The sequence below is a fragment of the Paraburkholderia sp. GAS333 genome, from assembly GCF_050435665.1.
Classification (GTDB): Bacteria; Pseudomonadota; Gammaproteobacteria; order Burkholderiales; family Burkholderiaceae; genus Paraburkholderia; species Paraburkholderia fungorum_A.
Genome location: NZ_JBNDKS010000006.1, coordinates 1 through 16,059, shown reverse-complemented (window position 1 = coordinate 16,059; position 16,059 = coordinate 1). Strand labels below are relative to the sequence as shown.

Genomic DNA, 16,059 nt, shown 5'->3' with positions numbered 1-16,059 from the left:
ATCAGACTTCGCCCATGACTCTACGGTCTCTTTCGCTTGGCGGCGTGCTTGCCGCCACCACCCTCGCCTGCGCACTCAACGCATCGGCCGAAAGCCAGCCGCCGGTGCTGGTCGGCTTCATCATCGCCGCGAGCGGCTCGCCGTTCGCGGTGACCGACCCGGGCCGCGTTGCGCAGATTGCAGCGCGCGCGGTCAACGACCAGGGCGGCATCAACGGCCGCAAGCTGGTCGTTGAAATCTGCGATACCAAGGGGCAACCCGCCGCCAGCATCGCGTGCGCGCGCCGCCTCGCCGACGAAGGCGCGATCACGCTGATCGGCGGCAGCAGCGCGAACGGTGTCGACAAGATCCTGCGCGCGAAGAACATGGCCGCGTGGTTCCCGATGGGCAGCGATCCCTCCGACGTGCGCAACCCGCTGTCGTTCATCACCGCGTTGAATGGCGCGGGCGCGGCGCAAGGCACTTATCTTGGCGCGAAACGTTTTGGCGCGAAGCGTGCCGTCTATGTGTCGATGCTGGGCAACAAGACCTATCAGGAAACCGCGCGCTTCGGCTACGAGCAGGCAGGCGTGACCGACGTTCAGATTGTGGAAGTGCCGCCTTCGACGACCGACTTCGCGCCGTACATCGCGAAGATCAAGGCACTGCACCCGGACGTCTGGGGCGGCATGCTTTATCCGCCTGAACAGCAGACGCTGCTGGTCGAAGCAGCCGCACAGCAGGGCATCAGGATTCCGTTCGTCAGCAGCAACAACGTGATCGAAGATGCGACCATCGCCGCCCTCAGCAAGGCGCCGTTTCCGAACTCGCTCGCGCTGGAAAAAGGCGAGGACGCGAAGCGTTTCCCGACGTGGTCCGAGTACGAGCGCCAACTGGCGAAGTACGACCCGAATCATGAAGTGAAAGGCCCGACCGACGGCACCACCACGACCGACTGGCTCGCCGTGTGGACCTTCGCGCAGATCGCCCGCAAGCTGCCGACAGTGACCGTGGACAGCTTCCGCGAGCACGTCGCGCACGAACGTAATTTCACGACCGACGTTCTCCATCCGATCGACTTCACCGCCGTCGCGCCGGTGCAGGGCATGCCACGCCAGGAGAACATCTGGGCGTTCGCCGGCCATGTCGAGGGCGGCCATGAAGTCGTCGACGATCCGGCGCCGTACAGCGCGTGGCAGAAGACGCCGGTCAAGCCGTGGTCGGCACAACAGATCGCGGAGGCGACCGGAAAATGAGCCAGCCTACTTCCAGCGCGGTACGTCCGCTGATCTACAACGCGTTCGCGCACGTTACGCCGAATCACCATAGTCACGGGCTGTGGCGTCATCCGCTCGGACAGCATCAACTCGACTTCCACAAGCTCGGGCCCTGGATCGAGCTTGCGAAGACCGCCGAGCGCGGTTTCTTCGACGTGGTGTTTCTCGCCGACGTCGCGGGTATTTACGAGACCTCCAGCGGACAGTGGCAACAGGCGGTGCGCACCGGCATGCAGTTTCCGTCGCACGACCCGGCGGCGCTCGTTTCGGCGCTCGCCGCTGCGACGAGCAATATCGGCTTCGCGGTCACCAGTTCGGTAATTCAGGAGCATCCGTTCAGTTTCGCCCGCAAATTCTCGACGCTCGATCATCTGAGCGAAGGACGTGTGGCGTGGAATATCGTCACCTCGTATCTCGACAACACGGCACGCAATTACGGACTCGACAAACTGCCTCCGCACGACGAGCGCTACCTGTGGGGCGAGGAATATGTGCAGGTGGTCTACAAGCTGTGGGAAGCCAGCTGGGAAGACGGCGCACTCGTGGCCGACCGCGAAAGCGGCGTGCTGGTGGACCCGTCGCGCCTGCACGCGATCAACCATCACGGCGAACGTTATCGGGTCGCCGGGCCGCATCTCGTGCAGACTTCGCCGCAGCGCACTCCCGTGCTGTTCCAGGCTGGCGCGTCGGAAGCCGGGCGCAACTTCGCCGCCCGCCATGCAGAGGTCACTTTCCTGCCTTCGCGTACCCCTGAGTCCGCGGCGGCCGACATCGCCGATCTCAGACAGCGTGCGGTAGCCGCCGGTCGCCGTGCCGACGACATTCGCGCGATCGTGATGCTCTCGCCGGTAATCGGCAGCACAGAGGCAGAAGCGAAAGCGCGTCGCGCGGACATCCTCGAATCGTTCAGCCTCGAAGCACTCGCGGCGTTCTGGAGCGGCAGCATCGGCGTGGACCTGACACACATCGACCCGGCCACGCCGCTGAGCGAACTGCGCCAGCAGAACGGCACGCGCGGCACTGTGCGCGCGTTCATCGACGCCGCGCCCGACGGCGTCGTGACCTTCGCGGACGCGCTGCGCAAGACGATCTCCGCGCAGTTCGCAGGCACACCCGAGCAGATCGCCGACGAAGTGGAACGCTGGGCCGCAGCGGGCGTTGCCGGCTTCAACGTGGTGCCGGTCACCACGCTCGGCTGGTGGAGCGAATTCGTCGATCACGTCGTTCCCGTTCTGCAGCGGCGCGGACTGATGCAACGCGAGTACGCCCCCGGCACACTGCGCGAAAAGCTGTTCCGCGGCGCCGCTCACCTGCCCGACTCTCACCCGGCGCGACGCCTGCGCCCATGGGCTCATCCCGCCACACAACAGGACGCCACACTCTCATGACTTTCGATCGATCGGCTCCGCCCGCAGGCTTCGTTATCGGCGACGCGTGGGGCCATGGAACCACTCACGCTTCCCAGGCGGCGTTGCCCGCCCCGGCTCTGGAGATATTGCGGCGGATTCGCAGCGGCAGTGTCGAGCGCGAACTCGAACGGCGGCTGCCCAACGAGGAAATCGGCTGGCTCCGCAACGCCGGACTCACCGCGTTGCGCGTCCCGAAGGAATACGGCGGCCACGGGATCGGCCTCGCGGATTTCTTCGACTTCCTGATCAAGTTGTCGGAAGCGGATTCCAACCTCACTCAGGCATTGCGTGCCCACTTCGGCTACGTCGAGCACATTCTCACCAGCTCGCCCGAACGGCGCGACGTGTGGCTGCCGAGGCTCGCCGGAGGCGCCATCGTCGGCGCGGCGTGGTCCGAGACCGGCGACGCGCGACAGGAACGCTTTTCGACCCGGCTGACTCGCGAAGCCGGCGGCTGGCGCCTGAATGGCGCGAAGTTCTACACCACCGGCTCGCTGTTCGCAGACTGGATTCACGTCGGCGCAAGCGGTGCGCAAGGCGAGCCGGTCGCGGTGACAATCGATCGGCATGCACCCGGCGTCGAGGTCGTCGACGATTGGGACGGGATGGGCCAACGCCTCACCGCGAGCGGCACGAGTCGGTTTACGGATACGCCGGTCGACCCTGCTGAAATCGTCAGCGAAGCCGCGCCGTTCTCTTACTCCGAGGCGTATTACCAGTTAGTGCATCTCGCTACGCTCGCGGGCATCGGCCGCGCAGCGGCAACCGATGCAGCCGCCGCAGTCGCGGCGCGCAAGCGCAGCTATAGCCACGCGCCGGCCGCAAGACCTGCCGACGACCCGCAGGTGCTGCAGGTGATCGGCCGCCTGCGTGCCCACGCGTATTCGGCGGGTGCGATCGTCGCGCAAGCCGCGCGCGCGCTCGAACGGGCGGCCAACGCGGATTCTGGCGCGACCGGCAATGCCGTGGCGCTGACGATCGAAGCGGAACTGGAAATATGGCAGGCACAGACGGTCGTTTCGCAACTGATCCTCGACGCCACTGCCGAAGTTTTCGATGCGCTAGGCGCGTCGGCGACGTTGCGGTCCGCGGGGCTCGACCGCTACTGGCGCAACGCGAGAACGATTACGTCGCACAACCCGCGCGTGTACAAGGACCGGATCGTCGGCAACTTTGCGGTGAACGGTGCGTTGCCGCCGGGGCAATGGCGGATCGGCGAAGCGTGAAGGCGGGGCGTGGATGTATCACACGGTCTGATTGTCGAAGAATCTCGACGCGCCGTTGAACAACCTCTTCTGTCTGGTCGGTGCTCTACCCTGATTGTTGCTATACCAGAACCTGCTGTTAACTCGGTTCGTCGCTGGACCTGATTTGCGCTTGACATGATTCGACACGGCACCGTCGCCGAAGCCCACAACAGATGTGTCGAGCACACTGCATCACGAGAAATCGCGCGGTTTGCGACTTTGTTGCAGCCCGAACGTATTCAGCAAAAAAAGCCCGCACAGCGGCGGGCGTAATCCACGTCGAGGAGACATGGAGGAGACAGCTTGCTCGAAAAACCGTGCGACGGATCACGACAAACCCAGGCGGTGAAACTGCGGAAAACGATCAGTCGCGCTCGTTCGCCATAACGTGTGAAACGGGGTGTGCGCCTCGCGCGTCGCCACGCCGTTTTTTTGCTGATTGACGCACATCCGGGACTCTGCTGCCTATCCGCACGTCCCTCCCTTCAGAACTTCCACGCGAAACGTCCCGAGATAGCATTGTCGTGCGATCCTCCCCCGTACTGGCCGCTATAAGCAATCCCCAACGTGACGTTCTTCGCGATGTTCGCGTCGACGCCCAGTTCCAGCACGGCGGTATCGCGTGCGATCGGTACGCCGCTCACGTTGAACGACGATCCGCCTGTCATGAACGCGAGCGTCGACGATGGTTGCGTACTGCCGAACGCGTGCCGCCAGCCCGCCATCGCGTGGCCGGTGAAAGCGGCAAGCGGCAGTTCGCCGAGACGCGTCGAAACGCGCAGGCCTAAAGTCGAGAAGCCGATGTTGTCGGTCTCGCCGTTGCTGCGCAGCGCGCTGTCACCGCCAGTTTCGCTGAAGCCGCTGGTGTGCAGGTTCACGTACGCGAGGCCGGCAAACGGTTCGAGTGCGAAACGGTTGAACGGCACCGCATAACCGACTTCGCCGAACACCTGTGCGGCTTTCGCCGAGTAGTCGGAGCTATTGTGATCGGCGAAACCCGTGAAGGACGGGTAACGGTTCATGTCCACGTCGTTCCACGTATAGGCTGCGCCGAGTCTCACGCCGATCGGCCCGTACTGTGCACCGCCGTACATCGCAATGTGATAGCTGTCCACATCCGCCGACGAGGCCAGATCATTGTCGAGCGAGCTATGTCCGAAGCCGCCCGCGACGCCGATGCGCCACCTGTCGTTGAGCGCCATGTCTGCGCCCGCAATGAAGCCGGCCATGCTGCGATCGATCCCGGACGTGTTGCTGTCACCTCCGAGCTTGCTGTCGGAGCCGTATGCCTGCGCCCAGACCACCGGCTGATAGCGCCGTGGGTCGACACAGGCATCGCGCGAACCGCTGTGCGCAGTATCGGCCGGCAACGCGCCCTGTCCGATCCGGCCGTCGCACTGCGCGGAACCCGCCGACATCGACGCGAGCGGACCACTCGAAGGCGCTAGCCCTTCCCGCAGACGATCGGTCACGGCGTCCCGGACATAACGGCTGTCGAGCAGCAGCATGCTCTTCGTGCTCGCATGCAGTTCGCCGTCGAGCTGGTTGAACGCGACGCGCGCGGTGCGCACGTCGCTCGAAAACAGGGCCGGCACCAGCGTCGCGCTGCCGCTGCCCGCTGCGGCCGCCGACATTCCGGCGAGCGAGGCGCTCACTGCAGTCTCGTTCGGCGTCGTCGCGACCGACGTTAGCGCTGCGCCGTTCGGCGTCAACTGAAGATACGCGTGGTCCGGGTCGTAGGTGAGCGTGGGGGTCAGGAACGGCAGATTCGACGTGGCGCCCGCGAAGGTGCCGCTGACGCCCTGGCCCGCCGTGACGATCGGATAGACGGTCGATGGTGTGTAAACCCCTTGTCCCGCCGAGACCTGCACCGTTCCGCCCAGCAGCGTCGTGCTGCCGGTCGTGGTCACCGAGCCGCTTTGCTGCGGCGTCACGGAAATGGCCAGCGTCGAGCCCTGATCGAACTGCGCATTGCCGGCGACGTTCAAAGCCTGACCGGGTTGCCCGCCGACTGCCGTCGCGCCGCTCTGCACGATCAGACCGCCCACGGTGCCGGTACCGGACAGCGTCGCCCCGTTTTGCACGGTCACCGTCGAGCTGGCCGTCGAGCCGGTCACCGCGAGCGTGCCGGACGATACGGTCGTCGGTCCGTTGTAGGTGCTGGTGCCGCTCAGGGTCAGCGTGTCGCTGCCACTTTTGGTCACCGAGCCGGTGCCAGTCAATGCGCCTGCGAAGGTGCCGCCACCGTTCACGCTCAGACTGGAGTCGCCCAGATCGATCGACGAACCCGGCGCTCCGTCGAGCGATGGCAGCGTCACTTGCAGCGGCGTGGCGGCTGCGGACGAGCCGAGGGTAAGCTGGCCGCCGTTCATCGTCAGACCGCCGGTGCCGAGCGCGCCGCCCGATGCGAGCGTCAGCGTGCCGCTGTCCACCACGGTGCCACCGGAGAACGTGTTGTTGCCGGCGAGCGTCAGGTTTGCCGCGCCGTCCTTGACGAGGCCGCCCAAGCCGGACACAACGCCGGACAGCGTGGTGTCGGCGCTGCCGCCGATCGTCGCCGTCGCGTCCAGATCGACCGGATTCGCGAGATTGACCGGCGCGCTCGCATCGAGCGTGGCTGGGGCAGCGACGCTCAACGCGCCGCTGCCAAGCGCAGCATCGTTGCCGACAATCAGCGCACCGCCCGCGAGCGTGGTGCCGCCGCTGTAGGTGCTGGCCGACGACAGCGTCTGGGAGCCGGCGCCGGTCTTGATAATTCCACCCGTGCCATTGATCGTGCCGCCGAACGCGCCGTCCGAACCGCCGCCGAATGTCAGCGTGTTCGCGCCGAGCGTCACGCTGGTGCCGCCGACGCCGGACAGCGAACCGACGGTCGGCGTACCGCTTGCGCCGCTCACGTCGAGCGCCGTGCCTGGATTGACGAGATTGACATTGGTTACGGCCGACAGCGTCCCAGCACCCGACAAAGCGAGCGTGCCCGAGTCGACCGTGGTCGCGCCCGTGTACGTGTTCGTGCCGCTGAGCATTTCGGTGCCGGTACCGGCCTTCGTCACGCCACCCGTACCGCCGATCGAACCGGCGAAGGTGCCGTCGTCGGCGTCGCCGAGCGTCAGCGTGTTCGCGCCGAGATTGACGGTGCCGCCGCCGGTCAGCGTGCCGACCGTGGGCGTGCCGCTGCCCGCCGACAGGTCGAGGGTCGCGCCATCGGCGATATTCGCGATGCCAGGCGCAAACAGGCTCGCGCTGGTGCCGAGTGCAAGCACGCCTTCGTTGATCTGCGTGCCGCCGGTGTAGGTGTTTGCGCCGTTCAACGTGAGTGTGGCCGCGCCGTCTTTCGTCAGACTGCCCGTGCCGGACAGCGCGCCGTTCAGTGTCAGGTCGTTGCTGCCCAGCACCGTCAGTCCTGAGTTCAGCAGCACGTTGTTGGCGAGCGTCGTGGCGGTGCTGCTGTCGAGGGTACTCGTACCGCTCACTGTCAGCGTGCCCGTGCCCAGCGCAGCGTTGTTGCCGACGACCAGACCGCCGTCATTCAGCGTCGTGCCGCCGCTGTAGGTGTTCGCGCCGGTGAGCGTTTCAGTGCCGCTGCCCTGTTTGACGAGGCTGCCTGTTCCGTTCACGGTGCTGGCAAGTGTCTGGTCGGTCGAATCGCCGAATGTCAGCGAGTTCACACCCAGCGACACCGTGCTGCCTGCTACGCCGCTCAGTGCGCCGACGCTCTGACTTGCCGTTGCACCACCGATGTCGAACAACGAACCCGCTCCCACGATATTCACTGCGCCCGTCGATGCAAGGCTGCCGCCCGCGCCGAGTGCGAGGGTGCCAGCATCGATTGTCGTGCCGCCGGTGTACGTGTTCGCGCCGGTCAGCGTTTCGGTGCCGCTGCCTGCCTTGACGATGCCGCCCGTGCCCCCAATCGTGCCGCCGAAGGTCTGATCCGACGCGTCGCCGAACGTCAGCGTGTTCGCGCCGAGCGTCACCGCACTGCCGCCGACACCAGACAGTGCGCCGATCGTCTGAGCCGCGCCCGACCCGCTGATGTCGAAGCCCGTACCGGCAGCACCGAGCATCACACTGCCTGTCGGTGCAAGCGTGCCGCCTGCGCCAAGCGCAAGCGTGCCTGCATCGATCGTCGTGCCGCCCGTGAAGGTGTTGGTGCCGGTCAGCGTCTCGGTGCCCGCGCCGACTTTGGTCAAACTGCCGGTGCCACCGATCGATCCACTGTAGGTGCCGTCGTTCGCGTCACCGAGCGTCAGCGCGTTGCTGCCGAGATTGACTGTCCCGCCGCCGGTCAACGTGCCGAAGATCTGCTGGCCGTTGCCCGCCGACAGATCGAAGGTCGCGCCGTCGACGACATCCACGATGCCGCTCGCCGCCAGGCTCGCATTCGCGCCGAGCGAGAGCGTGCCTGCATTGATCGTTGTGCCACCCGTGTACGTATTCGCGCCGTTCAGCGTCAACGTGGCCGCGCCGTCCTTGGTCAGTCCGCCGGTGCCCGACAGCACGCCGTTCAGTGTCAGGTCGTTGGTGCCCAGCACCGTGAGCCCCGAATTGAGCAGCACGTTGTTGGCGAGCGTCGTCGCGGTACTGCTGTCGAGCGTGCCGGTTCCATTCACTGTCAACGTTCCCGTGCCCAGCGCCGAGTTGTTGCCGATCACCAGACCGCCCGCGTCGAGCGTCGTGCCGCCGCTGTAGGTGTTCGCAGCGCTCAACGTTTCTGTGCCGCTGCCTTGCTTGACGAGCCCACCCGTTCCGGTGACGGTGCTGGCGAGCGTCTGAGCGGTCGAATCGCCGAAGCTCAGCGAGTTGGCGCCCAGCGATACCGTGCTACCTGCCGTGCCGCCGAGTGCCCCTACGGTTTGCCCGGACGACGCACCGCTGATGTCCAACGTCGATCCCGCGCCGGTCAGATTCACTGCACTATTCAATGCAAGGCTGCCGCTTCCCGACAACGCCAACGTACCCGCATTGATCGTCGTTCCACCGGAATAGGTGTTCGCACCGCTCAGCGTTTCGGTACCGCTACCCTGCTTGACCAGGCCGCCGGTTCCTCCGATCGTGCCCGCAAACGTGCCGTTGTTTGTATCGCCGAGCGTCAGCGTGTTGGCGCCCAGCGCGACCGTCGTGCCGCTCACGCCGTTCAATGCGCCGATGGTCGGCGCGCCGCTCGAGCCGCTGACATCGAGGCCCGCGCCCGCGCTGGCCAGCGTCACATCGGTCGCCGACGACAGATTCCCCGCACCAGCCAGCGCGAGCGTACCTGCATCGATCGTCGTGCTGCCCGTATAGGTGTTCGCGCCGCCAAGCGTTTCAGTGCCGCTACCCAGCTTGACGATGCCACCCGTGCCGCCGATTGCACCCGCGAACGTCTGATCCGACGCATCGCCGAACGTCAGCGTATTCGCGCCCAACGTGATCGTGCTCCCCCCGACACCCGACAGCGCGCCGATCGTCTGGGCCGCGCCCGCGTTGCCGATGTCGAACACCGAATTCGCGCCGCTCAGCGTCACCGCACCGCTTGACGCGAGACTACCGCTCGCGCCGATCGCGAGCGTTCCGTCGGCGATCGTCGTGCCCCCGCTGTACGTGTTCGCACCGGTGAGCGTTTCAGTGCCGCTGCCTGCCTTAATGATGCCGCCCGTGCCGCCGATCGTGCCGCCGAAGGTCTGATCCGACGCGTCGCCGAACGTCAGCGTGTTCGCGCCGAGCGTCACCGCACTGCCGCCGACACCAGACAATGCGCCGATCGTCTGATCCGCACTGGACGCGCTAATGTCGAAGCCCGAGCCGATCCCGTTGAGCGCCACGCTGCCGGTGGCGGCGAGCGTGCCGCCCGCGCCGAGCGCGAGGGTGCCCGCGTCGATTGCCGTGCCGCCGATGTAGGTGTTGGTGCCAGTCATTGTTTCGGTACCCGAACCGACTTTGACGAGACTGCCGGTGCCGCCGATCGAGCCGCTGTACGTTCCGTCGGCGGCGCTGCCCACGGTCAGCACGTTCGAGCCGAGGTCGACCGTTCCGCCGCCAGTCAGCGTGCCGAAGACCTGCTGGCCGTTACCCGCCGACAGGTCGAAGGTCGCGCCGCTCACCACGTCCACGGCTCCGCCCGCGGCAAGGCTTGCATTCGCGCCGAGCGCAAGCGTGCCCGCGTTGATCTGCGTACCGCCTGTGTAGGTGTTCGCGCCGTTCAGCGTTAGCGTGGCCAAGCCGTCCTTGGTCAGTCCGCCGGTGCCCGACAGCGCGCCGTTGAGCGTCAGGTCGTTGGTGCCCAGCACCGTCAGCCCAGAATTGAGCAGCACGTTGTTGGCGAGCGTCGTCGCGGTACTGCTGTCGAGCGTGCTCGCGCCGTTCACTGTCAGCGTGCCTGCGCCGAGCGCCGAGTCGTTGCCGGTCACGAGACCACCCGCGTTCAGCGTCGTGCCGCCGCTGTAGGTGTTCGCAGCGCTCAACGTTTCTGTGCCGCTGCCTTGCTTGACGAGTCCGCCTGTACCCGTAACCGTGCTGGCGAGCGTCTGGTCGGTCGAATCGCCGAATGTCAACGAATTCGCACCGAGCGACACACTGCCGCCCGCCACGCCAGATAGCGCGCCGACCGTCTGGTTCGCCCCCGCATTGCCGATATCGAAGATCGAGGTTGCGCCGCCTAGCGTTATCGCGCCGCTGGCCGCGAGACTGCCGCCCGCGCCGAGTGCGACGGTGCCGTCGTCGATCGTCGTGCCGCCGCTGAAGGTGTTCGTGCCGCTTAGGGTTTCGACTCCCGAGCCTTGCTTGAGCAGCCCGCCGGTTCCGCCGATCGTGCCCGCAAACGCGCCGTTGCTGGCGTCGCCGAGCGTCAGCGTATTCGCGCCCAGCGCGACGCTGCTGCCGCTCACGCCGTTCAACGCGCCGATGACCGGCGCATTCGTCGCAGCGCTCACGTCGAGACTTGACCCTGCGTTCGCCAGATTCATATCGGACGAGCCCGACAGATTGCCCGCGCCAGCGAGTGCGAGCGTGCCCGCGTTGACCGTCACAGGACCGGTGAACGTATTCACACCGCCTAGCGTCAGTGTCGACGCACCGTTCTTCGTCAACGCTCCGCTGCCTGACAGCACGCCGCCCAGCGTGAGATTGTTCGAGCCGAGTACTGTGAGGCCCGCGTTCAGTCCGACGTTGTTGGCGAGCGTGAGCGCCGCGCTGTTATCGAGCGTCGCCGCGCCGTTCACCGACAACGCGCCCGTCCCCAACGCTGTGTTGTTGCCCAGCGTGAGGCCGCCTGCGTCGAGCGCCGTGCCGCCACCATACGTGTTCGCACCGCTCAGCGTTTCGACGCCGCTACCCTGCTTGACGATACCGCCCGTGCCGCCGATCACGCCGGCCAAGGTCTGGTTGGTCGCATCGCCGAACGTCAGCGTGTTACCGCCGAGCGTCACCGCCGTGCCGCCGACACCGGCCAGCGCGCCGATCGTCTGACTCGCGCCGGACGCGCCGATGTCGAAGCCCGCCCCCGCGCCTGCGAGCGTCACGCCGCCTGTCGCCGCGAGACTGCCGCCCGCGCCCAGCGCGAGCGTACCGGCATTGATCGTGGTGCCACCGGTGTAGGTATTCGCGCCGCTCAGCGTCTCAATGCCGTCGCCCTGCTTGACGATCCCACCCGTGCCGTCGATCGTGCCGCCGAACGCGCCATTCGCCGCGTTGCCGAAGGTCAGCGTATTCACGCCCAGCGACACGTGGCTACCCGCGGCGCCGTTCAACGTACCGATGGCCCCGGCGCCCGTCGCGCCGCTGATATCGAAATCGCTACCGGCGTTGGCCAGTGTCAAATTGCCCCCGGTAGCCAGCGCGCCCGCGCCGGACAGCGCCAGCGTGCCCGCGTTGACGGTCGTGCCGCCGGTGAACGTACTGGCCGCCGTCAGCGTCTCAGTGCCGTTGCCCTGTTTGACGATACCGCCCGTGCCGCCGATCACGCCGCCGAACGTCTGGTTCGTCGCATCGCCGAACGTCAGCGTGTTGCCGCCGAGCGTCACCATCGTGCCGCCGACACCGGCCAGCGCGCCGATCGCCTGACTCGCGCCGGACGCGCCGATATCGAAGCCCGCCCCCGCGCCTGCGAGCGTCACGCCGCCTGTCGCCGCGAGACTGCCGCCCGCGCCGAGTGCGAGTGTGCCCGCGCCGACTGTCGTCCCGCCTGTATAGGTATTGGCAGCCGTGAGCGTCTCCGTGCCACTGCCCTGCTTGACCACACCGCCCGTGCCCGCGATCGCGCTGCCAAGCGTACGACTGGTCATGCCGCCGAAGGTCAGCGTGTTGGCCCCGAGCGAGATCGTACTGCCCGTCACGCCGCTCAGTCCGCCGATCGTTTGCGTCCCTGACGCGCCCGTGATGTCGAAGCCGCTGCCCGTGCCGGCCAGATTGACGAAACCGCCTGCCGCGAGAGAACCGCCTGCGCCGAGCGCAAGCGTGCCCGCATTGATCGTCGTGCCGCCGGTATAGGTGTTGGCGGCAGTGAGCGTTTCGCTGCCGCTGCCCTGTTTGACGACTCCGCCCGTCCCGTTGATCACGCCGCCGAACGCCAGGTTCGTCACGTCGCCGAACGTCAGCGTATTCGCGCCGAGCGTCACGCCTGAGCCCGTCACGCCGGACAGTGCGCCAATGGTCCTGGCGCCGCTCGCCGCGCCGATATCGAACTGCGCGCCCGCACCCGCCAGGTTCACCGCGCCGCTGCCCGCCAACGCACCATTGCCGGACAGCGCGAGCGTACCCGCGTTGATCGTGGTGCCGCCCGAGTAGGTGTTCACGCCGCTCAGCGTTTGGGTGCCGCTGCCCTGCTTGACGATGCGCCCCGTTCCGCCGATGACGCCGCTCAACGCCAGATTGTTCGCATCGCCGAACGTGAGGGTGTTTGCACCTAACGCGACATTGCCGCTGCCGGAGAGTTCGGCAAGCGTCTGGCTGGCCGACGCCGCGCTGATGTCGAGCACCGTTCCCGCTGCATTCAATAGCACCGCGCTGCTGGGCGACAGCGTGCCTGCTCCGCCGAGCGCGAGCGTGCCGGCGTTGATTGTCGCCGGACCGGTGAAGCTGTTCACGCCGGTCAGGGTGACCGTGGCTGCGCCGTTTTTTGTCAGCGCGCCCGCGCCGCTGATCGGACCGCCGAGCGTCAACGCATTGCTGCCGCCCAGCGTCAGCACATTACCAGCGCCGAGCGCGATCTGATTTGCCAGTGTCAGACCTGCAGCGCTCGTATCGAGCGTGCCCGAACCCGTCACGGTGAGCGCGCCCGTGCCGAGAGCGCTGCTGTTGCCGGCGACGAGCCCTCCGCCGTTCAGCGTCGTCCCGCCTGAATAGGTATTGGCACCGCCGAGCGTCAAAGTGCCGGCACCGGATTTCGTCAAGCCGCCCGTTCCGCTTGCCACGCCCGATAGCGTCGTCGCATTGGCGCCCTGCACGGTCAGCCCGCCGGTTCCGAACGCGAGTGTGTTGCCGAGGTTGAGCCCCGCCACCGCCGCCTGCACCGCCCCGCCGTTCGACGTGATCAGACCGGTGCCGAGACCGGCCGCGTTGTCGATGATCGACACCGAGCCGCTGCCGAGTGTCGCATCGCTCGCGGTGGACGCGCCGCTCAATGTCCACGTGCCGCTGTCGACCGCGAGATGCTGGAAGTTGATGTAGTTCGGGTTGCTTAGCGATCCCGTTGCGGGGCCTCCGCTTGCCTGTTGCAGATGCAGCGTATTGTTGCCGCCCGCGCCGCCGTCGACGACGCCGGCCGCTGCGAATCCCACCGACAATCCCACGATGCCGAGCAGATTGCCGCTCGCGCCAACGCCCGCGGATACCGACGAGCCCGTGCGGGCCGTGAACGAGTTGGTGCTCCCCGCGCCCAGCGACACGCTGCCGATAATCGTGCCTGCATTGACGAATGAATTGCCCGCCCCCGGAGTGCCGGACGCCTGGAACGCAACTCGCCCGTTGATCACACCCGTGCTGCTGTTGGTGAAGGCAATCTGGCCGCCGCCATACGCGACGATCGCCGCCATATCGCCCGGTGCGACCGTCAGGCCAAGCAGCGTCGCCACCCCCATCGTGCCGCTGTTCGTGATCGTAGTGACGCCGCCCGTGCCGTTCTGCACCGCGAGTGCGAGGCCGGTCAGATTGGCGAGATTGACTCCCAGCAAGCCGGTCGTCCCTTTCATCGTGCCGCTGTTGGTCACGTTGATCGTGTTCGCAGACGAATTGCCAATCGACGCGCCGCTCGACAGCAGGCTCGCCACGCCCAGCAACGATGGATCGATGACGCCCGCATTATTCAGCGTCACGTTGCTGCCGGTGAGCGTCAGCGCAGTTCCGCCGACTCCAAGCAGAACGCCGAGAGTCCCGGTCGAGCCGATGTTGACCGTCTGATTGCTGATCGAACTCGATAAGCTCGGTGCGAGCGGATTGGCCGCGCCAGTGCAGGTGACGATCGCGCCGGCCGTAGTACAGGTTGCGTCCGCTTCGCCTATGCCAACTATGCTGAATACCAGAAACGCGCTGGCAGCAAACGCGGTTTTTTGCAGACTGAATCTATTAAAATCAACGACGCCTTTCACGATCACCCCCAACGCCAATTCGCACATTAATAGGGTTAGTCACCGCCCATTTCAGAATGGCGAGCAATATCCGCCGAATCGAAAATCGACAGGCAAAAAATTGCATGAACCTGAATGTTTGGTTGCGTGCGCTACCTACGCGCAATGCCCTCAGGGCTGACGCCTGATCATGTGACGCACATATCAGAACCCTCGATTGATCGTCTCTCGTTAATGCATTATTAGATTCGGAATGTCTTTCATCAGCTTATACAAAACGCCCCCGTTCGCAAGTGCCGTTAATTAATATCTCGAAAGAAAATTGTATTGCATAAGATAGTCGGAAAATATGTCCGCGACTCAGTTAATCAGTATTATTGACGCAATTCCAGTGCAATTGAATTACGCTTGACGGCCCCAGACAAGTGGAAACGGATAGAAGACTAACTACACAGTGACTCACTTCAGCGTTTCATATGGGAATGCACTCCGCTTCCAAACGTTCTTGAGCGATCTGCCGTGCATCGGCGGTTTCGGGGTAGAGAGCGTACGTTCCGAAGAGGGCTCCGCCTGTCTCGGGTGCAGTGCGATATCTGCCCGGATTCTCCGTGGACCGCGAACGACGCTTAAACGGTCAGGGCGCAGGACGGAAGCCGAAACACTGCAGTCACCCGTCCCTTCTTTTCTGTGTATTTTGTCTATGCAATAATCTTCGCACTCATGTGACTGGCGCATACAGATAGAGTCCTATCGGGGAGCGTGAGGTTATTCGCCGCCGCGCGCCTGGGCATTACCTACTATCTCTGGAGAAGGGGTTATGCCTGATTTCGCAAATCTGCTCATGTTCGGCCTCGTAGCGTTGGGAATGGTTTTAACGCCGGGACCAAACATGATCTATCTGATTTCCCGCTCAATTTGCCAAGGTAGACGCGCAGGCCTTATTTCGTTAAGCGGCGTTGCTCTGGGCTTTGTGTTTTACATGCTCTGCGCAGCATTCGGGATTACGGCTTTCGTATTTGCGATACCTTACGCTTATGACACGCTTCGTTTCGGCGGGGCTTTGTACCTTCTATTTCTTGCGTGGCAAGCGGTTAAGCCCGGTGGGCGGTCCGCGTTCACAGTGCGCAATCTGCCGGTAGATACCCCGAGCAAGCTGTTCAGTATGGGATTCATCACTAACCTGGCGAATCCGAAAATAGCCGTTATGTATCTATCCCTGCTTCCTCAGTTCATTACGCCGGGGCATGGCAGTGTGCTCACCCAATCACTGGCGCTCGGCACCGTTCAGATTTCAATCAGCCTTGCCGTGAACGCTCTTATCGCCGTGACGGCCGGATCGATATCTACCTTCCTGTCCGGACGCCCGGTGTGGCTATTGGTACAGCGTTGGCTGATGGGAACCGTTCTGACAGGTCTGGCCGTACGCATGGCATATGAATCCAGAAAATAGCCGTGCTTTATCCGTCCGGTGATTGTTGGCGATCTATGAGGTGATGCTGAACGGCTGCTACCGGCCGAGGCTGTGTAAAAACGTGCAGAACAGCCGGTTAGTGAAGGCCTGTGGGAAGCACGATTGCGTTAGACCGATACGCAAGCGGACGAAGCC

General features: G+C 65.1%; 5 protein-coding genes and 1 riboswitch. Of the genes, 4 read left to right on the top strand and 1 reads right to left on the bottom strand.

The window, feature by feature from the left end; translation table 11 throughout:
- The first annotated feature begins 14 nt into the window (after window positions 1–14).
- The 3 genes from ABH945_RS27325 to ABH945_RS27315 are packed head-to-tail and all read left to right on the top strand — an operon-like array spanning window position 15 to window position 3,891.
- A complete protein-coding gene (locus ABH945_RS27325; RefSeq protein ID WP_429252629.1) occupies window positions 15–1,235 on the top strand; it encodes an ABC transporter substrate-binding protein in 1,221 nt (406 codons plus the stop codon).
- A complete protein-coding gene (locus ABH945_RS27320) occupies window positions 1,232–2,644 on the top strand; it encodes an LLM class flavin-dependent oxidoreductase (protein ID WP_429252628.1) in 1,413 nt (470 codons plus the stop codon). The genes ABH945_RS27325 and ABH945_RS27320 overlap by 4 nt, the downstream gene beginning before the upstream one ends.
- Window positions 2,641–3,891 carry an acyl-CoA dehydrogenase family protein gene (locus tag ABH945_RS27315; protein WP_429252627.1) on the top strand — a complete coding sequence of 417 codons (1,251 nt, stop codon included), beginning with the start codon at window positions 2,641–2,643 and terminating at the stop codon, window positions 3,889–3,891. Before ABH945_RS27320 ends, ABH945_RS27315 begins: the two co-directional genes overlap by 4 nt.
- Before the next feature lie 506 nt (window positions 3,892–4,397).
- Here the strand turns inward: ABH945_RS27315 and ABH945_RS27310 are convergent.
- Window positions 4,398–14,474 (bottom strand): autotransporter-associated beta strand repeat-containing protein, encoded by a 10,077-nt coding sequence (locus ABH945_RS27310; protein WP_429252626.1) that lies wholly within the window; start codon window positions 14,472–14,474, stop codon window positions 4,398–4,400.
- Window positions 14,475–15,165: 691 nt separating this feature from the next.
- Window positions 15,166–15,249: riboswitch (ZMP/ZTP riboswitch) on the top strand.
- 21 nt (window positions 15,250–15,270) lie between these two features.
- Here ABH945_RS27310 and ABH945_RS27305 point away from each other — a divergent pair.
- Window positions 15,271–15,903 carry a LysE family translocator gene (locus tag ABH945_RS27305; RefSeq protein WP_074771291.1) on the top strand — a complete coding sequence of 211 codons (633 nt, stop codon included), beginning with the start codon at window positions 15,271–15,273 and terminating at the stop codon, window positions 15,901–15,903.
- Window positions 15,904–16,059: the final 156 nt, after the last annotated feature.